The sequence below is a fragment of the Streptomyces sp. NPDC058092 genome, assembly GCF_042884935.1.
In the GTDB taxonomy this organism is placed as follows: domain Bacteria; phylum Actinomycetota; class Actinomycetes; order Streptomycetales; family Streptomycetaceae; genus Streptomyces.
On record NZ_JBHVSY010000045.1, the window covers coordinates 1 to 20,332 of the forward strand.

The 20,332-nt window shown below is 70.2% G+C and carries 17 protein-coding genes, 1 pseudogene and 1 riboswitch; of the genes and pseudogenes, 10 read left to right on the plus strand and 8 right to left on the minus strand.

The features are described from left to right. The 5 genes and pseudogenes from ACFVV1_RS39220 to ACFVV1_RS39240 form a co-directional block, all read left to right on the plus strand. Positions 1-149 (plus strand): annotated as a pseudogene (locus tag ACFVV1_RS39220) (4-hydroxy-3-methylbut-2-en-1-yl diphosphate synthase); the annotation flags it as partial. A 26-nt stretch (positions 150-175) separates the two neighbouring features. Continuing rightward, a complete protein-coding gene (dxs, locus tag ACFVV1_RS39225) occupies positions 176-2,077 on the plus strand; it encodes a 1-deoxy-D-xylulose-5-phosphate synthase (protein WP_389999991.1) in 1,902 nt (633 codons plus the stop codon). Then, positions 2,074-3,471, plus strand: coding sequence for an aspartate aminotransferase family protein (locus ACFVV1_RS39230; protein WP_389999994.1), 1,398 nt, complete (start codon positions 2,074-2,076; stop codon positions 3,469-3,471). The genes dxs and ACFVV1_RS39230 overlap by 4 nt, the downstream gene beginning before the upstream one ends. Before the next feature lie 74 nt (positions 3,472-3,545). Next, complete coding sequence (locus ACFVV1_RS39235) at positions 3,546-4,154, plus strand: helix-turn-helix domain-containing protein (RefSeq protein ID WP_389999997.1); 609 nt, start codon at positions 3,546-3,548, stop codon at positions 4,152-4,154. A gap of 31 nt (positions 4,155-4,185) precedes the next feature. Continuing rightward, positions 4,186-4,353 (plus strand): DUF6126 family protein, encoded by a 168-nt coding sequence (locus ACFVV1_RS39240; RefSeq protein ID WP_390000000.1) that lies wholly within the window; start codon positions 4,186-4,188, stop codon positions 4,351-4,353. Positions 4,354-4,376: 23 nt separating this feature from the next. On the opposite strand, the gene ACFVV1_RS39245 is transcribed toward ACFVV1_RS39240, so the two are convergent. Further along, positions 4,377-5,189 (minus strand): tyrosine-protein phosphatase, encoded by an 813-nt coding sequence (locus ACFVV1_RS39245; RefSeq protein ID WP_390000003.1) that lies wholly within the window; start codon positions 5,187-5,189, stop codon positions 4,377-4,379. Between the two features lie 226 nt (positions 5,190-5,415). Between ACFVV1_RS39245 and ACFVV1_RS39250 the strand changes: the two genes are divergently transcribed. From ACFVV1_RS39250 to ACFVV1_RS39260, 3 genes are all read left to right on the plus strand, one after another. Beyond that, positions 5,416-7,515 carry an alpha-galactosidase gene (locus tag ACFVV1_RS39250; protein WP_390000006.1) on the plus strand — a complete coding sequence of 700 codons (2,100 nt, stop codon included), beginning with the start codon at positions 5,416-5,418 and terminating at the stop codon, positions 7,513-7,515. 293 nt (positions 7,516-7,808) lie between these two features. Beyond that, positions 7,809-7,963, plus strand: a riboswitch (cyclic di-AMP (ydaO/yuaA leader). A gap of 5 nt (positions 7,964-7,968) precedes the next feature. Further along, positions 7,969-8,916, plus strand: a complete 948-nt coding sequence (locus tag ACFVV1_RS39255) for a peptidoglycan DD-metalloendopeptidase family protein (RefSeq protein WP_390000008.1) — start codon at positions 7,969-7,971, stop codon at positions 8,914-8,916. A 189-nt stretch (positions 8,917-9,105) separates the two neighbouring features. Beyond that, positions 9,106-9,951 carry an SGNH/GDSL hydrolase family protein gene (locus tag ACFVV1_RS39260; protein WP_390000011.1) on the plus strand — a complete coding sequence of 282 codons (846 nt, stop codon included), beginning with the start codon at positions 9,106-9,108 and terminating at the stop codon, positions 9,949-9,951. A 23-nt stretch (positions 9,952-9,974) separates the two neighbouring features. Here ACFVV1_RS39260 and ACFVV1_RS39265 read toward each other — a convergent pair whose 3' ends face one another. The 7 genes from ACFVV1_RS39265 to ACFVV1_RS39295 all read right to left on the minus strand — a co-directional run bounded on the left by ACFVV1_RS39265 (position 9,975) and on the right by ACFVV1_RS39295 (position 17,994). Then, complete coding sequence (locus ACFVV1_RS39265) at positions 9,975-11,588, minus strand: IS1634 family transposase (RefSeq protein WP_390000013.1); 1,614 nt, start codon at positions 11,586-11,588, stop codon at positions 9,975-9,977. A gap of 217 nt (positions 11,589-11,805) precedes the next feature. Further along, positions 11,806-12,702 (minus strand): STM4011 family radical SAM protein, encoded by an 897-nt coding sequence (locus ACFVV1_RS39270; RefSeq protein WP_390000016.1) that lies wholly within the window; start codon positions 12,700-12,702, stop codon positions 11,806-11,808. Positions 12,703-12,710: 8 nt separating this feature from the next. Continuing rightward, complete coding sequence (locus ACFVV1_RS39275) at positions 12,711-14,066, minus strand: STM4012 family radical SAM protein (RefSeq protein ID WP_390000019.1); 1,356 nt, start codon at positions 14,064-14,066, stop codon at positions 12,711-12,713. A gap of 5 nt (positions 14,067-14,071) precedes the next feature. Then, entirely contained in the window at positions 14,072-14,887 is an 816-nt protein-coding gene (locus tag ACFVV1_RS39280) for an STM4013/SEN3800 family hydrolase (protein WP_390000061.1), read from the minus strand. A 37-nt stretch (positions 14,888-14,924) separates the two neighbouring features. Further along, on the minus strand, positions 14,925-16,079 hold the full coding sequence (locus tag ACFVV1_RS39285) for an STM4014 family protein (RefSeq protein WP_390000022.1): 1,155 nt from the start codon (positions 16,077-16,079) through the stop codon (positions 14,925-14,927). Continuing rightward, complete coding sequence (locus ACFVV1_RS39290) at positions 16,060-17,031, minus strand: STM4015 family protein (protein WP_390000023.1); 972 nt, start codon at positions 17,029-17,031, stop codon at positions 16,060-16,062. Before ACFVV1_RS39290 ends, ACFVV1_RS39285 begins: the two co-directional genes overlap by 20 nt. 6 nt (positions 17,032-17,037) lie before the next feature. Next, a complete protein-coding gene (locus tag ACFVV1_RS39295; RefSeq protein WP_390000025.1) occupies positions 17,038-17,994 on the minus strand; it encodes an STM4015 family protein in 957 nt (318 codons plus the stop codon). A gap of 212 nt (positions 17,995-18,206) precedes the next feature. Between ACFVV1_RS39295 and ACFVV1_RS39300 the strand changes: the two genes are divergently transcribed. Beyond that, positions 18,207-18,533: a hypothetical protein gene (locus ACFVV1_RS39300; RefSeq protein ID WP_266904720.1), complete on the plus strand. Its 327-nt coding sequence runs from the start codon at positions 18,207-18,209 to the stop codon at positions 18,531-18,533. Between the two features lie 267 nt (positions 18,534-18,800). Then, positions 18,801-19,802, plus strand: a complete 1,002-nt coding sequence (locus tag ACFVV1_RS39305; protein ID WP_390000028.1) for a DUF6745 domain-containing protein — start codon at positions 18,801-18,803, stop codon at positions 19,800-19,802. Positions 19,803-20,332: the final 530 nt, after the last annotated feature.

A 20,332-nucleotide genomic window follows, 5' to 3' on the forward strand; every position in this document is an offset into this window, starting at 1 on the left:
AGGGGCAGATCTTCGTGAAGGGCGAGGTCATCAAGACCGTGCCCGAGTCGAAGATCGTCGAGACACTGATCGAAGAAGCCATGAAGATCGCCGAGGACATGGACGACGCGGGGACACCATCGGGGGTTCCCGCCGTCACCGTGAGCTGAAACAGAACCAGAGAGGGGGCCCGAGCGTGACGATTCTGGAAAGCATCCGGGGGCCGCACGATCTCAAGGCGCTGAGCGATGCGCAACTCGACGAACTGGCCGAGGACATCAGGCAGTTCCTCGTCCGGGCAGTGGCGAGGACCGGCGGTCATCTGGGACCGAACCTGGGGGTGGTGGAGCTCTCCATCGCCCTGCACCGGGCCTTCGACTCGCCGGTGGACCGCATCCTGTGGGACACCGGGCACCAGAGTTACGTGCACAAGCTGCTCACCGGGCGGCAGGACTTCTCCAAGCTCCGCGGCAAGGGGGGCCTGTCCGGCTACCCCTCCCGGGAGGAGTCCGAGCACGACGTCATCGAGAACTCGCATGCCTCGACCGTCCTCGGCTGGGCCGACGGACTCGCCAAGGCCCACCAGGTGCTGGGGCGGAGCGACCATGTGGTGGCCGTCATCGGTGACGGTGCCCTCACCGGCGGCATGGCCTGGGAGGCGCTCAACAACATCGCGGCCGCACGGGACCGGCCGCTGGTCATAGTCGTCAACGACAACGAGCGTTCGTACGGCCCGACGATCGGCGGCCTCGCCGACCACCTCGCCACCCTCCGTACCACCGACGGATACGAACGCTTCCTCTCCTGGGGCAAGGAAGTGCTCCAGCAGACGCCCGTCATCGGACAGCCGTTGTACGAGTCGCTGCACGGCGCGAAGAAGGGATTCAAGGACGCCTTCGCCCCGCAGGGCATGTTCGAGGACCTCGGGCTCAAGTACGTCGGGCCGATCGACGGGAACGACATCGCGGCCGTCGAGTCCGCACTGCACCGCGCAAAACGCTTCCACGGCCCGGTGCTGGTGCACTGCCTCACCGAGAAGGGCCGCGGCTACCCGCCGGCGCTCCGGGACGAGGCCGACCGCTTCCACACCGTGGGCGCGATGGACCCGCTGACCTGCGCACCGCTCGTCCCGACGGAAGCACCCTCCTGGACCTCGGTGTTCGGGGACGAGATCGCCGCGATCGGCGCGGAGCGGCCGGATGTCGTGGCCATCACCGCGGCAATGCTGCACCCCGTCGGACTGAGCAAGTTCGCCGAGGCGTTCCCCGACCGGGTCTGGGACGTCGGGATCGCCGAGCAGCATGCCGCGGTCTCCGCGGCGGGACTCGCCACCGCCGGACTGCATCCGGTCGTCGCCGTGTACGCCACCTTCCTCAACCGGGCCTTCGACCAGTTGCTGATGGACGTCGCGCTGCACAAGTGCGGGGTGACCTTCGTCCTCGACCGGGCCGGGATCACCGGACCCGACGGGCCCTCGCACAACGGCATGTGGGACATGTCCCTGCTGCAGGTCGTCCCCGGACTGCGGATCGCCGCCCCGCGCGACGCCGACGAACTCCGGGCCGAACTCCGCGAGGCCGTCGACATCGACGACGCCCCCACCGTGATCCGGTTTCCCAAGGAGTCGGCGGGCGAGCCGGTCCCGGCCATCGACCGGATCGGAGGAATGGACGTCCTGCACCGGGCGGACGACCCCGATGTGCTGCTGGTGGCCGTCGGCGTGCTCGCCCCGGTCTGCCTGCGCGCCGCCGACCTGCTGGCGGGCCGCGGCATCCGCTGCACCGTCGTCGACCCGCGCTGGGTCAAGCCGGTCGACGAACAGCTGGCCCCGCTCGCCGAACGGCACCGGCTGGTCGCCGTCGTCGAGGACAACAGCCGTGCCGGGGGCGTCGGTTCGGCGGTCGGGCAGGCGCTGCGGGATGCCGGGGCCGACGTACCGCTGCGCACCTTCGGCATCCCCGAGCAGTTCCTCGCCCACGGCAAGCGTGCCGAGGTGCTGGCCGACATCGGGCTCACACCGGTCGAGATCGCCGGACGGATCAGCGCCGCACTGGCCGGCAGGGAAGCAGCGAGAAGGACCGAGGAGAGCGGGGCATGAAGGACGACGGGTCCAAGGGCTTCGATCTGGCGCAGCTCCTCGCGGAGCGCGGCGCGGAGCGCTACGAGCTGCACACGAAGCACCTCAATCACCAGCTGCCGCGCATGCTGCACACCATCGGCTTCGACAAGGTCTACGAACGGGCCGAGGGCGCGCACTTCTGGGATGCGGAAGGCAAGGACTACCTCGACATGCTCGCCGGATTCGGCGTGATGGGCCTCGGCCGGCACCACCCCGTCGTACGCAAGGCCCTGCACGACGTCCTCGACGCCTCGCTCGCCGACCTCACCCGCTTCGACTGCCAGCCGCTGCCCGGGCTGCTGGCCGAGAAGCTGCTCGTCCACAGCCCGCATCTGGACCGGGTCTTCTTCGGCAACAGCGGTACGGAGGCCGTCGAGACCGCGCTGAAGTTCGCCCGGTACGCCACCGGCAGGCCCAGGATCCTCTACTGCACCCACGCCTTCCACGGGCTCACGACCGGCTCGCTCTCGGTCAACGGGGAGAGCGGCTTCCGGGACGGCTTCGCCCCGCTGCTGCCGGACACCGCCATCGGACTCGGTGATCTCGACGCACTGAGGCGTGAGCTGAAGCGCGGCGATGTGGCGGCACTGGTCGTCGAGCCGATCCAGGGCAAGGGCGTCCACGCCGCGCCGCCCGGCTTCCTGCGGGCCGCGCAGGAGCTGCTGCACAAGCACAAGGCGCTCCTCATCGCCGACGAGGTGCAGACCGGCCTCGGCAGGACCGGGGACTTCTACGCGTACCAGCACGAGGAGGGTGTCGAACCCGATCTGGTCTGTGTCGCCAAGGCCCTGTCCGGCGGCTATGTGCCGGTCGGGGCGACCCTCGGCAAGGACTGGATCTTCAGACGCGTCTACTCGTCGATGGACCGGGTCCTGGTCCACTCCGCGAGCTTCGGCTCCAACGCCCAGGCGATGGCAGCCGGGCTCGCGGTCCTCGCGGTGATGGACGACGAGGAGATCGTCGCGAACGCGCGCCGCACCGGCGATCTGCTGCGCGAGCGGCTGGCCGCGCTGGTCGACCGCTACGAGCTGCTGCACGAGGTGCGCGGCCGCGGGCTGATGATCGGCATCGAATTCGGCCGGCCGACGTCACTGAAGCTGCGCAGCCGCTGGGCCATGCTGCAGGCGGCCCGCAAGGGGCTCTTCGCGCAGATGGTGGTGGTGCCCCTGCTCCAGAAGCACCGCATCCTCACGCAGGTCTCGGGCGACCATCTCGAAGTGATCAAGCTGATTCCGCCGCTGGTGATCGGGGAGCCGGAGGTCGACCGGTTCGTCACGGCGTTCACCGCGGTGATGGACGACGCACACAGCGGGGGTGGACTGATGTGGGACTTCGGCAGGACCCTGGTGAAACAGGCCGTGGTCAACCGCTGATCCCGGGGGCCCGTGGACTTTGCCTGCGAGGTAAGGGATTTGCCTCTGAGGAAAGTTTCTGGCCCAATGGGTACATGAACACTCCAGATGGAGGGCCGGCCGACGAGCTGCCCGGGGTCGCGCCACGTCTGCGCGATCTGCGCCGCAGCCGTGGTCTCACCCTGGAGACCGCCGCTCAGCGGGCGGGGCTGTCGCCCGCCCATCTCTCCCGGCTCGAAACGGGCCGTCGGCAGCCCTCGCTGCCGATGCTCCTCGGTCTGGCCAGGATCTACGGTACGACGGTTTCCGAACTGCTCGGCGAGACGCCCCCTGAACGGGAGGCGATCATCCGCGGCGGGAAGTTCGAAGGAGCCGAGGCCGACGGCTGGATGTACCAGCAGGCCGGCGGTTCCGGCCGGGCGATGCAGGCGCTGCGCGTCCGGGTTCCGTACGGCACGCAGGGCGATCTCGTACGGGTCCATCCCGGCGAGGAGTGGCTGTACGTGGTCCTCGGGCACCTCCGGGTCACGCTCGGGGACACCGTGCACGATCTCGCGCCCGGTGACAGCGCGCACTTCGACTCGCTGACCCCGCACCGGATCGCGGCCATCGACCGCGACGGCGCCGAGCTGCTCTTCGTCCACACCCTGCTGCAGAGCCCCGCCGCCGAGCTGTGTCTCGGCAGCGGCATCCACCGCCGCTGACCGGCCCGTCCGGTCGCCAGAGAGGACTGTCATGTCCGATTCAGAGAACTACGACCCGCTCGGGTCCAACAAGAACTACGAGGCCCAGGAGCGGAAGTTTCCGCGCGGCCTGGTGATCCGGCTCTTCGCCTACCTCATCGCCGGACACATCTTCGCGGCCTTCCTCTACCTGCTCTTCGCGGTGGCCGGCAAGGGCTGACCACCGCCGCCGAGCGGTTCGCGCTACGCCTCGTCGAGGAGCCGGTCGCGCAGCCGCTCACGGGTCTCGGGGGCGAGCTTCAGCCCCTCGGAGAAGTAGCGGTCCGTGTCGCCCCAGGTCTCGTCGATGGTGGCGAAGGCCGCCGCCAGATAGTCGGCGTGGGCGCCGAAGAGCGGATTGAGCAGCTCCATCACCTCGGCCGACATGCCGTCCGCCGAGGTGTCGCTGCGGCGCACCTTGTAGCGGCGGTGCGCGTCGTTGGACTTCAGGTAGTCGGCCTCGATGGCGTCGCGCTCGACGCCGACCGCGAGCAGTGACACCGCGATCGACAGGCCGGCCCGGTCCTTGCCCGCCGCGCAGTGCATCAACGCCGGAACGCTGTCCTCGGCCAGGGCGTGCAGGACCCGGCTGTGCTCGGCGGTACGGTCCAGGACGATCGACCGGTACGAGGCGATCATCCGGTTCGTTCCCTCGCCGTCGGCCAGGATCGAGCGCAGCTGGTCGAGGTCGCCGTCACGGACCAGCCGCCAGAACTCGGCGCCGTCGGCGGGGTCGGAGAGCGGGATGCTGACATTCCGCACGCCGGGCAGCTCGATGTCCGCACCGTCGAGCCGGTGGTCGGCCTCATTGCGGAAGTCGAAGACCGTGTGCAGACCGAGACCGCTGAGAAAGGCGGAGTCCTCGGCGGTGGCGTGCGCGAGGTGACCACTGCGGAAGAGCCGCCCGTACCGCATCCGCCGGCCGTCGACGGTGGGCAGGCCGCCCACGTCGCGGAAGTTGCGGACGCCCGCCAGCTCGGGTTCCGTCGACGGGGTCTGCGGCAACTGCTGCGTCACAGTGTCTCCTGGAGTGTCTGGCGCCGACGTGAGTCGCCGACTGGGCCACTCCCGCGACGATACGACATGGATTCCTCAGGCAATCATCTCGTTCATTCCTTGTCGATACCGCAGCGAACCCCCTTGCTCCTGTGGCGAATCCGTCCGGTGAATTCCTTGCCCGACCGTTGCCTGCCGACCCGGCAACGGTCGATGATGTGCGGAACTGTTGGAATGTGGGGGCGCGATGATCGAGACTGGCGGCAAGGGCCGGACCTGGCTGCTCACCGGGGCGAGCAGCGGCTACGCACTGCGGCTCACGGAGCGGGACGAGCTGGTCCATCTGCACTGGGGTCCGCGGATCTCCCTGGCCGCGGCGGAGGCGCTGGCCGCGGCGCCGGAGCAGCCCGTCCGGGGCTTCGAGTCCCCGCTCGACGGCCGCGAGGAGTACCCGGTGGAGGGCGGCCCCCGGTTCGTCCGCCCGGCCCTCTCGGTACGGACCCCGGAGGTCCGCGGTACGGAGTGGGCCTTCGCCGACGCCACGGTGGACGGGGACGAACTCCGCATCGGCTTCACCGACTCCGTGCACCGGCTCGCCCTGACCCTGCACTACCGGATGCGGGACGCTTGCGACGTCATCGAGCGCTGGGCCACCGTCGCCCACGCCGGGCCGGACGGTCCGCCGCTGGAGCTGCTGCGCGCCGACGCGGCCGCCTGGGCGCTGCCGGCCCGCGACGGCTGGCGGCTGAGCCGGCTGCACGGCCGCTGGGCGGCGGAGTCGCGGCTCGCCCGGGCGGAGCTGACGTACGGCGAGAGCGTCATCTCCAGCAGGCGCGGCCACACCGGGCATCAGTACCTGCCGTGGGTCTCACTCGACGCGGACGGTGCGGCGACCGAGGAGAGCGGCGAGGTGTACGGCTGTGCGCTCGGCTGGTCCGGGTCGTGGCGGATCTCCGTGCAGCGGCTGCCCGACGGGCTCGTGCAGATCACCGGGGGCGCCGGGCACGACGACTCGGGGCTGCTGCTGCTCGCGCCGGGGGAGTCGTACGTCACACCTGTCTTCGCCGGCCTGTGGAGCGCGGCGGGGTTCGGCGGGGCGAGCCGGGCCTGGCACGCCTGGCAGCTGGCCCAGGTGATCCCGGACGCAGGGAGTCTGCGGCCGGTGCTCTACAACTCCTGGGAGGCGACGGGCTTCGACATCGCGCAGGAGCAGCAGCGCGCCCTCGCCGAGCGCGCCGCCGCGATGGGTGTCGAGCTGTTCGTCGTGGACGACGCGTGGTTCGGGCAGCGCACCAGCGACCGGGCGGGGCTGGGCGACTGGACGCCGAATCCGGACCGCTTTCCCGGTGGGCTGGGGCCGCTCGCCGACGAAGTGCACGGTCTCGGCATGCAGTTCGGTATCTGGGTCGAGCCGGAAATGGTCAATGCCGACAGTGATCTCTATCGTGCACACCCCGACTGGGTACAGCACTTCCCCGGGCGGGCCCGGACCGAGTTCCGTAATCAACTGGTGCTCAATCTGGCCCGCGCCGATGTGCGGGAATATCTCTGGGAACAGCTGGACGCACTGCTCTCCGGCGCGCGCATCGACTATGTGAAATGGGACTTCAACCGCTCCTTCACCGACGCGGGCTGGCCGGGCGAGGAGTATCCGCAGAAGATCTGGATCGAGCATGTCGACGCCCTGTACGCGCTGATCGACCGGCTCCGGGCCGCGCACCCCTCGGTCGCCTTCGAGTCCTGCTCGGGCGGCGGCGGCCGGATCGATCTGGGGATTCTGTCCCGTACGGACCAGGTGTGGACCTCGGACAACACCGACCCGCTCGACCGCCTCGCCATCCAGGAGGGCTTCGGCCAGATCCATCCGGCCCGGGTGATGGCCGCCTGGGTCACCGACAGCCCCAACGTCCAGCTCAACGGCAGGGTCAGCTCACTGCGCTTCCGTTTTGTGAGCGCGATGGCCGGTGTGCTCGGGGTCGGTGGTGACCTCACCGAGTGGAGCGAGGACGAACTGGCCGAGGCGCGGACCTGGGTGGATCTCTACAAGGAGATTCGGCCGGTGGTACAGCACGGCTCGCTGTACCGGCTGCGTGCCCCGCGTGGTGGGCTCAGCGCGGTCCAGTACGTCCACGGGGACGAGGCCGTGGTCCTGATGTGGCTGGAGGCGCAGCGGTACGGGGAGCGGCCCCCGGCCCTGCGACTGCGCGGACTCGACCCCGCGGCGACGTACACCTGCCTGGACACGGGGGCGGTGCACCACGGTTCGGTACTGCTTCATCAGGGGCTGCACACCGGGCTTCGGGGGGATCTCGACGCACGGGTGCTGAGGCTTCGGCGCGAACGATGAGCATGACATGTCCGTAATGGGTTGATTTGGCCGAACTTGCCCCATATGTACGGCAGATGGTTGCCCGCTCGTGAGCGGGATCATATCCGTGACGGTGCGTACTGGCGGGGCGGCCGGGTATTCCGTGCGCGGCGCGGAAAGCCAAGATCCCTAATCCACGGAGTGTGACCGGAATTCAGCGCCGAATTCCTGGCGGGGATTCCGGAACGGAACCAGTGGCTTGTTCTTGCCGTCCCGACTCGCTTACGGTCACCGTCAATCCGGACGGACCGCCTAATCCTGCCGCCGCCCGGAATTCGCATCCACTCATCGTGTGGCAGGAGCGGGGGAACCAGGTAGGCCGCCGATCGGAGAAATCCGGCCGGCTCGGGGTGAAGTCGCGCTCAGCGCGGCCGGGCATCTCCAGCCCGAACCCGACAGCTCACCTCGTAGGCGCCGGAGAGGAAGCACTTCATGCCCATATCGGGTAAGCACCGTCGTACGAAGACCCGCGCCATTGCCCGTGGCGTCGTCGCCGCAGGCGCCGGCGGCGCCGTCATCGCGCTGCCGCTGCTCGGCGCCACCGGTGCCAACGCCGCCCCGGCCGCCGCCCCGCAGTCGGTCTCCGCCGCCGCCACGCACGCCACTCCGGCCAAGCCGGTCGCGCAGAAGCAGACCGCCACCACGACGTACTCCGTCGTCTCCGGCGACTGGCTGTCGAAGATCGCCGCCGAGCACAAGATCGAGGGTGGCTGGCAGAAGCTGTACCAGGACAACCGCGAGGTCGTCGGCGACGACCCCAGCCTGATCCTCCCGGGCATGAAGCTGACGCTCGGCGGCAAGGCGTCGGGTGACTCCGCGCCCACCGGCGCCGGTACGGGCGCGGCCCTCCCGTCGAAGGCCCCCTCGATTCCCTCGTCGGTCGCGAAGAAGTCCGCCCCGGCCAAGTCCGCCCCGGCCAAGGTGTCGACCGTCACGGAGTCCAAGACCTCCGCCCCGGCCGCTCGGAGCAACAGCTCCGGCTACGCGCACCCGGTCCCCGGCAACCACACCACCGGCTACCGCGCCTCCGGCTCCAACTGGTCCAGCGGCAGCCACACCGGGATCGACTTCCCCGTCTTCACCGGCACCAGCGTGAAGTCCATCACCTCCGGCACCGTCGTCACCGCGGGCTGGGGTGGCGCGTACGGCAACCAGGTCGTCATCAAGCACACCGACGGTCGCTACTCGCAGTACGGCCACCTGTCCTCGATCTCCGTCTCGGCGGGCCAGTCCGTGAGCACCGGTCAGCAGATCGGCCTCTCCGGCGCCACCGGCAACGCCACCGGACCGCACCTGCACTTCGAGGTCCGCACGGGCCCGGCGTACGGCTCGGACATCGACCCGATCGCCTTCCTGGCTTCGCACGGCATCTACGTCTGAGCCGAACGAACGGGCAGTTGACCAACACGGTATGACCTGAGCAACACAGCAGGGGCGGTGCGCGGCGGCGCACCGCCCCTGCTGCTTATTCCCCCTTTACCAAAACCTGACCGGGTGGTCTATCTCACCACCCGTCAACCCCTTATTACGGTCGCGTAGGTCACATTCGGCGGTGCAGGATAAGCGTTTGTGGCAGACGATTCGAGAAAAAATCAACGTGGCGTCATCAACCGACATGGCGTCATCGGGTCGTACGCAGCGATTGGCGACAGCTTCACCGAGGGAGTGGGTGACCGCGGTCCGGACGGGACCTTCGTCGGCTGGGCGGACCGTTTCGCGGTACTTCTCGCGGACCAGCTCCCGGACCCCGATGCGGAATCGAGCACCGACGGCTCCGCGCACGGGAATTTCAGGTACGCCAATCTCGCCGTACGCGGACGCCTCCTCGACCAGATCGTCGAGGAGCAGGTGCCGCGCGCCAAGGAGCTCGCACCCGACCTGGTGAGCTTCTGTGCGGGCGGCAACGACATCATCAGGCCCGGCACCGACCCCGACGACGTGGCCGAGCGCTTCGAGCGCGCGGTCGCCGAGCTGACCGAATCGGTCGGCTCCGTGATGGTCACCACCGGCTTCGACACCCGTGGCGTTCCCGTGCTGCGTCATCTGCGCGGCAAGATCGCCACCTACACCGCCCATGTGCGGTCCATCGCCGACCGCTACGACTGCCCGGTCCTCGACCTGTGGTCGCTGCGTTCCGTCCAGGACAGGCGTGCCTGGGACGACGACCGGCTCCATCTGTCGCCCGAGGGACACACCAGGGTCGCGTTGCGCGCCGCCCAGGTCCTCGGCCTCGATGTGCCGGCCGACCCCGACCAGGAATGGCCTCCGCAGGCACAGCGCGGCACGCTCGAAGTACGGCGCGACGACATCCACTGGGCGCGCGAGTACCTGGTGCCGTGGATCGGCCGACGGCTGCGCGGCGAGTCCTCCGGAGACCACGTCGAGGCCAAGCGGCCCGACCTGCTCCCGCTCTAGACCCGGACTTCGCACATGGGGTTTCAGGTTTCCAGCCAGCGGGGGCGGGTTTCGTCGATGCCGAGTAACTCGAGGAGGTGGGCTTGAACACCGCGGGTGATCAGAATGGTTGGCGGGTCGCTGGTTGTTCCGGCTCGTATCCGCAGGCCGGCGAGGTGGTAGAGGATCATGCGCCCGGTCGGGCGGACGGCCCGGTTGTCGGGGTAGAGACCGCGCATCGTCTGATTGCCGCCGAGGGCCTGACGGACTTGGCGTTCGATGAGGCAGAACACCAGCAGGGCCAGGCAGATCACGGTGATCAGAGCGCAGATCCTGCGGTTGTGTTGCAAGAACACCGGGGCCACGGCGAGCGGGCCCTTGAAGTCGCTGTAGCGGCGCTCGACCATCGGCTGGCCCTTGTGGCGCACCAGGACCTCCGCCGCGTCGGCCTCGGTGGGATCAAGGGTGCTCAGCAGTGCGTACCAGCCGTCCGCTGCGGCTTCCCGGGCCAGGATGTCCTGGTCGAAGTGCCAGGTCAGGGTGGGGCGTCCGGCTATGTCGGCGCCGATGACGGCAACCAGGCAGGAGGCGATGCGCCGTTTCTTGACGATCACGCCAATCCGGGCGGCGACCTTCTCAGCGGTGCTGTAGTAGCGGCTGCCGCAGGAGCGCTGGAGCTTGTCCAGTTCCTCACCAGCCTGCTGAAGGCGCCGGGCCCGGGCCGCCTGCTGGGCTGTGGCGTTGGCGGTGGAATGGACCAGGATCCGACGCACCGTGATCTGCGGGTCGCTCTTGCGCGGACCGGCCAGAGTCTGGGTGTCTTCCAGCACGCGGTAGCGTCCGCGCTGCTCATGCGGTTTTTTGGCATCCCGCTCGGCGGTGTAGTCGACCAGAGGGGCTGCCTCGATGTCGAGGCCGGCATACAGGTCATCGGGGATCTTGGCCGCGGGCGCCGGAGCGATGAACCGCACCTGTGCTTCCGCCAGAGCCAGCAGGTTGGGGTAGGAGACCAGCTTCGAGTCGCCGACCATCAGGAAGTCGCGGGGTGCGGCCGGCTTGCGCAGAGACGTCATCGCCCCGACGACCTGGGCGACTTCACCGGCTCCGCCGTCGTAGGCGCGGTGGAAGACGGGGATGCCGCCATCACCGGAGATCGCGATCCCGGCCTGGATCTGCTTGAGATCTGTCCTGCGGTCTTTCGGATGACCGTACTTGGCCTGCGGGAATCCATCTTCCGGATCCTCGTAGGCGCCATGCAGGGAGATGCTGGTCATGTCCCAGTGCAGGCGCGAGACATCGATGCCGAACTCGGCGATCGCGCTCGCTCCCACACTGCCGACGATGCCGTCAAGCTGGGGCGCGATCGCGTCCAGAGCACGGGCGATACGGTCGTCGTTGAGTAGATCCGCCTCGATCCCGAAGACCTCCTCCACGGCCCATTCACAGGCCCGGTCACCGACTCGCACCAGCGGTGCGGGCGCGGACAACCGGTTGGCCACCAGCACCTCGATGACCTGCCCATGGGTGAGGTGCGCGACCTCGCGGACCGGGCACAGCTCGTCGATGATCCCGGCCACGTCCAGCCGGCGCAGAAACTCGGCAGAGGCAGGCAGAGCACCCAGACGCCTCTCCACCACGGGCGCGATCTCCACATTCATCCGTGGACGCTGCACCCGTGGCCGCTTGGCACGCGAAATCTTCGACACATCACATCAACGACTACACCGACAACCGGACACCGCACACACCCCGAACCAACCGAACGAGGCATGTGCGGAGGACGGGTCTAGAGCTGCCGCCCCACAAGGGCCTGTCCGGCCGCTCACGACCGGGGCCGCGACCGAGGTGTCCGCGCCCGCCGGACGGGCCCGAGTCTCAGGCCCGTCCGGCGGATCGGGCCCGTCCGGCGAGGGACGACAGCGGCGGAGCCGGTATCCGTTCCAGCACGCCGCCCGCGAAGACGTCGTACAGCGGCAGCGTCTCCAGATGGACATAGCCGATGTGGCAGTCGCAGACCGCCAGCGGGCAGGCGCGCGGGCCGAGCGAGCGCCGGTAACTGCCGTCGTAGAGGTTGCCGAGCTCCGCCGGGACGAAATGGCAGCGCCGCACCGTGCCGTCACCGTCCACCGAGATGACCGACTCGCCCGTCCGGCACGGCAGCCCGGCCGAGCGGTGCGGATGCCGGCTGTACGGGAAGAGCGGGTCCAGGGCCGTCCAGCGGTCCGCTTCCTCGTCCGTATAGGTGTGCCCCTCCGCGGCGTTCACCCAGAGATAGACCTCGTCGGGCAGCGCGGCCCGCAGCCGCCGGGCCTCTTCGAGATGGTCGTCGAGCCCGACGACACCGACGCTGTGGCGAATGCCGAGCGCGGTCAGCTCTCCGCACCTGGCGAGGAACCGCTCGTACGGCGTCTGCCCCGGGTGGTACGTGCACCACAGCGCGATCTTCTCGCGGCCGGCCTCACCCGCCTCGGCCAGCCAGCCCGTACGGCTGCTGAGGTTGGTCTGGATCGCGACCCGGCCGATGTGCGGCAGTTGCGCCAGCTCGACCAGCGCGCGCCGGTACCAGGAGCGGACCAGACCCTCGCCCCAGGGGGTGAACAGGACCGAGATCCGGTCACCGGTCTGCGCCGCGGCCCACGCGGTGAACCGCTCCAGCGCGGCGCGGTCGGCACGCAACTGCACCCGGCTGTCGCGCCGCTTCGCGAACGGGCAGTACGGGCAGTCGTAGTCGCAGGACGCGAGCGGGCCGCGGTAGAGGATGGTCAGGTCCATGGGCGCGCTCACTTCAGTTCGTACGCGGCCATCGCGGCCCGCACACCGGGGGAGAAGAGTTCCGGGCCCAGCGCGTCGGAGTGGGCCAGGCCCTCGGGGGAGAGCCGCAGCAGTCCGGACGCCCCGGCCGTCGCGTCGAGCCAGCCGCGCGCCTCGAACCGGGCCAGTTCGACGGGGAAGTCATCGGCCGGGGAAGTACCGAAGCGCTCCCGGTAGTCGGCCGGCCGCAGCCCCTCGGCCTGGAGGACGGACTGCAGGAGGTGGCGCCGGCGCGCCTCGTCGCCGTCGACGTACCGGCCGACCTCGGCGCGCGAGAAGTCCTCGGTGGCGGTGTAGCCGTCGATGATGGCCCGAACCTCCCGCATCTCCACCGCGTAGTCGAAGGAGTAGTGCAGCTTCGTGGTGTAAGAGCGGGCGCCGCAGCCCAGGCCGATCATGCCGTCGGTCTGGCAGGCGTAGTCGTCGGGACCGTCCGTCCGCGGGGCGTCCGCGCGCCGGAACATCCGCATGGACACCTGCTCGTAGCCGTGGGCGAGGAGATGGTCGCGGCCCGCGCGGTACAGCCGCAGCCGCTGCTCGTCCCAGGCGGCGTCCGCCGCCGCCTCGCCGTCGGCGCCGAGCCGCCCGAGACCGGTCAACGGGCGGACGTACAGCGGGTAGAGGTACAGCTCCTCCGGCCGCCAGCCCAGCGCCGCGTCCAGCGAGGTGCGCCAGCTCTCCTCGGTCTGCCCGTCGATGCCGTAGATCAGGTCGATGTTGAGGACCGGGATGCGGGCATCACGTATCCGGTCCAGCGCCGCCTCCACCTCGGCGCGCCGCTGCGGTCGCACGGCCGCACGCGCCTCGGCTTCGACGAAGCTCTGCACCCCGATGCTGATCCTGGTCGTACCGCGGTCGGCGAGGACGGCCAGCCGGTCGGCCGTCGCGGTCGACGGCGACGTCTCGACCGACAGCGGAACGGCCCGCAGATCGGCGCCCATCCGCTTCTCCGCGATGTCGCAGAGCCGTTCCAGCTCCGCCGCGGTCAGGAACGTGGGAGTGCCCCCGCCGAACGCCGCCGCGGCGAACCGCACCGGCTCCGCGTCGCCCAGCGCGTCGCGGACGGCGGTGGCCTGCCGGTCCAGCGCGTCGAGATAGCGGGTCGTCAGCTCGTCGGGAGCGCCGATCCGGGTGAAGAGATTGCAGAAGCCGCAGCGGACCTCGCAGAACGGTATGTGGAGATAGAGCGAGAGCGCGTCCTTGCGCTCGGCCGCCCACAGCTCGCGCAGCACCGGCCGCTCGGCGAGCGGCCGGTAGGCCGTCTTGTGCGGATAGGCGTACACATAGCTCCGGTACGGGCGGGTGGACCGCGCGACGGTCGTCATACGGCTCATGATGCGGTGGCCTCCGGTTCCAGGAAGAAGTGCGCGTACGGAACGGTCCAGACGGACTCGTGGCCGAGCCGGTGACCGGTGTAGCCGTCGTCCCCGTACGCCGTTCCGTGGTCGGAACAGACGATGGCGAAACAGCGGCGACGGCTGCTCGCGGCGGCGAAGAGCCGGCCGATGTGCGCGTCGACGTACTCCAGAGCGGCGGCATGGGTGGCGCGGGAATCGCCCGCCTCGCGGGTGGCACCCGGCTGGTGGAACCAGTTCGGCTGGTGCAGGGCGGACACATTGACGAAGAGGAACAGCCGCTGTTCGGCCGGGAGTTCGGCGACGACCTGCTCGGCGCGGGCCACCTGCGCCTCGAACGAGGTGGGCGACGCGACACCGAACTCCGGTTCCCAGTGGCTCTCCTGGAACATGCCGGGCAGTACGGAGCCCAGCGGGCCCTGCCGGTTGAAGAAGCCGACGCCGCCGACGCACACCGTGCGGTACCCCGCACCGGCCAGCCCGGACAGCAGATCGGGGGTGTCGAAGACGAAGGTCCCCGAAGCGGTGGACTCGCTGCCCGCGAATCGTGCCGCGAAAAGCCGGGGGTGCGGCCCCGGGCCTGCCGGGGTGGGCAGGAACCCCGCGAAGATCGCCTGGTGGGAGGCGTAGGTGAAGCTGCCGGGCGCATGGCGCTTCTCCCAGGCACCACCTGGCAGATGGCGTGCCAGATGCGGGATGCGACCGGCGGCGGCGAGCTCCGCCGCCACGTCGTAGCGCAGCGTGTCGAGAGTGACGAGCAGCAGGTCGTGGCTGCCCACGATCTCGCTCATGTCCGGGTTCCGGGCCTCCGCGAGGGCGGGCGCGGTGTCAGGAAGTGGCGGTTGCACGGTGGTTCCTTGCTCTGTTCAGTACGGCGGCGACCTGCGCCGCGTAGGTGTCCTGGCCCTCGGCGCCGCTGCCGGGGAGTCCGGTCAGTCGCGGAAGCAGATCGCCGAAGGCGTTGACCTCGCCGACGGCGAAGCGCCGCCAGCCGGTCGCGGGCAGCAGATCGACGCCCACGCACAGCGTGTCCGGGAAGCACGCCGCGGCCCGTTCGCACAGGGCCAGGGCCTCGGACCAGCTGCCGCCCGCGGCCTCGACGGCCGCCCGGACGTCGTCGAGATCTCCGCGCGTGCCGCCGAGGTGAAGATTGGTCATGGGGGAGTGGCTGGTGCGCACGACGGCATGGGTGGCCCGGCCCGCCACCACCACGACCCGCAGATCCGCCGCCCGGCCGCACTGGGTGGCCTTGGGCAGCCAGCGCTCGATGTGCAGCCCGTCCGGCGCGAGCGCGTCGACGATCGCCGCGACCTCCCGCTCCGTCGTGCAGCGGCGCACCCGCAACGAGTTGAAGAGCCGGCCGGCCGTGTCCCGTTCCACCGATGTGGTGGCCCTGACCCGGCCGGGTCCGGCCGTCTCGACGGCCAGGACCCCCGAGGCGGACGAGCCGTGCGCGAGCTTCACGAAGGCCCTGGGCATGCCGTGGGCCGTCATCCGCTCGCGTACGTCCACCCAGTCGCGCACCACGGGCGCCGCGGCCCCCGAGGTCGGCGAGGCAGGTACCCGCACTCCGGCGTCGTCCAGCACGGCATGGCAGAGCCGCTTGTCGAAGAGCACCGCGACATCGCCCGGGTCGTCCAGCAGGACGGCACCGGAAGCGGCGACTGCCCGCGCCACTACCCGTACGGCCTCGGTGAACCGGGCGTACCACAGGGCGGTCCCCTCGACCCTGGTCGGATCGACGACCGCCCTGAGCAGCCGCTCCACCTCGGCGTCCTCACCGGGCGAGTCCATCCGTACGGTCTCGCCCGGCCGGAAGGCGGCCTCGCCGCGCAGGACGTCCAGCCAGGACACGACGCGCGCCGCGGGCAGCCCGGCGGCGCGCACGGCGTCCTGGAAGAGCGCGACCCGGCGGTTTCCGGGCACACCCACGACGGCGAAGCGCGGCGCCGGGCCGCTCGTACTACTCGCTGACGGCGACATAGCGCTCGTCGTCCTCTTCCGGATCCCAGTACTCGACCTCGTCGATCTCACCGTTCACCCGGTCGGAACCGAGCAGGTTCCTAAGACGCTCCACCAACGCGTCGCTGATGTAGTGGTGGTGCAGATCCAGCGAGGTGAGATGGGTGAGCGGCTGGCCCGAGAGCAGGGCTTCGGCGCCCTCGTCGCCCAGGGTTCCCATCGCGAGGGAGAGCGACTCCAACTGGGCGACGACCGGTGCGGAGGCCACCGCGGCCGCGATCTCGTCCTGGATCTCGCTGTTCTGCAGCCCCAGATGGCGCAGGGCGGGGAACGCCGCACCGGACAGCAGCGGAGCGAGATCATCGACCGTCGCGTCCCCGCCGTACTCGGTGACGCCGAGCCAGAGTTCCAGGTGTTCCAGCGCGGGCAGCTGCGAAGCCCCGACCGCCCGCACGACGCCGGACGGCAGACCGCCGGACTCGAACCGCAGTTTCTTCAGCGACGTGTGCCGCACCGGCCGCAGCTCGAGTGTCGTCCGGCCCTCGATCCGCTCGCCGCCCCCGCGTACCGTCAGCTCCTCCAGCTGTCCGAACGCCTCGATCACCGGGGTGATGTCGGACATGACCAGCCACGACACCTCGCACTCCTCGCTGACGACATCGGCCAGGAAGAGCGCCCGCAGGGCCGGGAAGCGGTCCGCGTGACCGGTCAGCAGATCAATGACCGGAGCGACGGACTCGTAGTCTCCCTGCCACCAGGGACCGATCAGCAGGGCCCGGACACGTGAGGTGTCGACCGTGTCCAGGAAGTGCTGCCAGAGCGTGGCGAACGCCGGGTCGCCTTCCCAGTCGCTCTCCAGCCGCCACGCGACCGAGTCGGCGGCCGGGAGGGGCTCGGCGCGAGCGCCGTCAGGTCCCGGCAGGGTCAGGACCGGAAGACCGTGAAACGTCTCGGGGTGTTCGATGTCGGTCATCGCCCGTCACTCCGAAACCGCGGTGTAGCGGCCTTCGGCGCCGCGGTTGCCCCAGGGCTCCTCGCGTTCCGACACATCGACCCGCACGCCGTGCGGCTCCAGCGCCTGAGCGATCCGGCGCTCCATCTGCTCGGTCATGAAGTGGTGGTGCAGATCGAGCCGTTCGAGATGGGTGAGCGGCTGGCCGTCCAGCAGCGCCGCCCCGCCCTCGTCGCCCAGCGTGCCGTTCGACAGGTCGAGGACGCGCAGCTGGGCGACGACCGGGGCGCCCGCGACGGCCGTCGCGATCTCGTTCTGCAGCTCGCTGTTGCGCAGACCGAGGTGGGTGAGCCTGGGGAAACGGGAGCCGGAGAGGAGCGGCGCCAGGTCCGCCACATCGGCGTCGCCCCCGTACGCGGAGACGCCGAGCCAGAGATCGAGCCGCTCCAGCGCGGGCAGCTCGCTGTCCAGAATGCCGCGGATCACACCGACCGGCAGACCACCGGTCTCGATGGTCAGCGCACGCAGCCGCTCGTGCTTCGAGGGCGGGAAGACCAGCTCCGAGCCGCCGCGCACACCCAGTTCGAGCAGTCCCGGGAAGGCCTTCAGCAGCGCCGTGACATCCGACTGCTCGATCCAGGAGATCTCGTTCTGCTCCAGGATCATGTCGCCGACGAAGACGGCCTCCAGCGAGGTGAGCCGGTCGGCCGCGCCGATGACCAGATCGATCGGGTAGGACGAGGTCTCCTCGTACGATTCGCCCCACTGACCGATGATCAGCGCACGGACCCCGGCCGGGTCGACCGCCGTGAGGAACGCCTGGAACGCCTCCTCCCAGGTCATCTCGGACTCGTCGTCGTACGGATCGACCGAGATGCGCCAGGCCGCCGCATCGGCGGCCTGTGCGGGCACTTCACCCGTCGCGTGCTGGAAGTCGACCGCGGGAAGGCCGAGCAACTCGTGCAGATGGTCCACACCGGACATGACCCTGAGCTCCTGGTACTGGGGGACGGCTGATGTCTGCAAGGTGTATCAAGCCGCACTGACAACGGCGCGACCGGGACGGTCCGGATGTGCCCGCGGACTTCCGCGGGAGCGGGTCGCCGGGAGCCCGTCGCCGGTCGATTGTCAGACCCCTCCCTTAGCGTTTTTCTCGTGGCCGGCACAGCGGGTGCGGCCATCGAGGGGAGACGTCTGTGTACCGGCAGGGCGATGTACTGATCGTGTCGTTGGAGGAGTCGGCGGTGCCCGCGCATCTTGTGGACGCGCCGGGCGAACCGAGGGACGGCCGGGGGCGCATGATCCTCGCGCTGGGCGAGGTCACCGGACATGCACACGCGGTTCAGGGCCCGGGCCGGCTGATGCGCGAGGCGGGAGCCTTCGGGCCGATGCTGCTTCACCTTCCCGACGGCGGGCGGGTGGTGCACGAGGAGCACGCGGCGATACCGCTGTCGAAGGGCTGGTACCGCGTGGTGCGCCAGCGGGAGTACGCGCCGGGGGCGGTCCGCATCGTGGCGGACTGAGGCGGGCTGAGCGGGCCGAAGCGGCCGGACTCGCCGGACACCGGCGAGGCGGAGCGGTACCTCGGTGATCCGGAGCGCGCCCGATCACCGACGCACGAGAACGCACAACGCACCACTCGCAACGCGCGAACGCACAACGCACCACTCGCAACGCGCGAACGCACAACGCGCGAACGCACAACGCGCGAACGCACAACGCGCGAACGCACAACACCGAAACGCAGAACGCAGACCACCGAACACCGAATTCAGGGACGGGGAAGACCGATGCAGTACGTGGACTCATGGCGGGCCGTGGCAGCGGCGACCGGCGCGGCGGACCGGGCCGCGGCCGAGGACGGGCTCCGGCTCGCCTACCGCAGCGCAGGACTTGCCGAGCCGGAGCGAATCCTCTGGGCCGACTCGCCAAGGGCCGCCGTGGAGGCCGTGGAGAAGCTCGTCGACGCCGGACGCTCGGTGCGTGACGAGGTACGGACCCGGCCCTGGGCGCAGGAGCGGCGCCGGATGTACGACGAGCTGGGCCCGGCTGGCTGGTCCGCCCTGTGGTCCGCCACGGGGGCACAGCTCTGGGAGACCACGGCGGCGCTCGCCGAGCGGATCAGGGCAGGTGTCGTCGCGGACCTCGCGGAGCGCCCCGAGGACGAGTCCGATGTCCGGCTGGTGTTGCTCGACGCGGTCCTCGGCCAGCACGACGCGGCCTGGCTCGCCGCGTTCGACGGCCGGGGCGACCGGCTGGACGGCCTGGCCGAGGTGGCCAGGCACGCGGGCTGGTGGTGGCCCTACGAGCGCGTCGTGGTGATCAGCGAACGACCGGAAGCGCTGCACCGGGACGAGGCGGGCCGGCTGGACCGCGGGGACGGCCCGGCGCTCGCCTACCGCGACGGCTTCGCCCTGCACGCCTGGCGTGGCATGCCCGTGCCCGCCGAATTCCTCGCGGAACTGAACTCCCTGACCCCCGAACGGATACGTGAGGAGGAGAACGCGGAACTGCGCCGGGTCATGCTGGAGTTCTACGGCTACGACCGTTACCTCACCGAGTCGGGTGCCGAGCCGGTCCACCGGGACGAGACGGGAGTCCTGTGGCGGATCGCGCTGGACGGCGACGAGGACGTGGTGATGGTCGAGGTGGTCAACTCCACCCCGGAGCCGGACGGAACCCACCGCACCTACTGGCTGCGGGTGCCGCCCGCCATGAGGACCGCGAAGGAGGGGGTGGCCTGGACGTTCGGACTCCAGGGGGATGCGTACGCACCCCTGCGCCAGACCTGACCGCCGGAGGCCGAGCGTGCGGAGCGCCTTTCAGGCCCCGGCGCCGAGATGGGTGCCGATCCGGATGAAGGCCTGGACCAGCGGCGCCGGGGGCACGGACGCCTGCCCTGAAATCGCGCGGGGTGTCCAGTCGCTGGTCCAGCGGTGTCCTGCAGGGCGCTGCCGTGGTCGTCGCAGGTACCGCGATGGCCGTCTTCCCCTTCGTCGATGCGTCCGGTCCGCGCCTCGTGCTGATCGGGGTGGCCTTCGGCGGACACGCCATCGCCATCCCCCTGCACTACATGACCACCGCGGAAGTCGTGCCCCCCGCGCCAACGAGGAGCATTGTTCGGCATCGTCGCGGCCACCGGCACGCTGCCCGGCCGCGTCGCACCCTTCCGCACGGGTCGCATCATCGACACCACAGGCTCGGAATCGGCCGGTTACCTCGTGGCCTTCCTCATCGCCGCCGCGGTCATGCTCACCGCGGGGGCCTTCGCCATCGCCGCCATCCGGCCCGAACGCGACGCCGTACGGCTCGGCATCCCCCA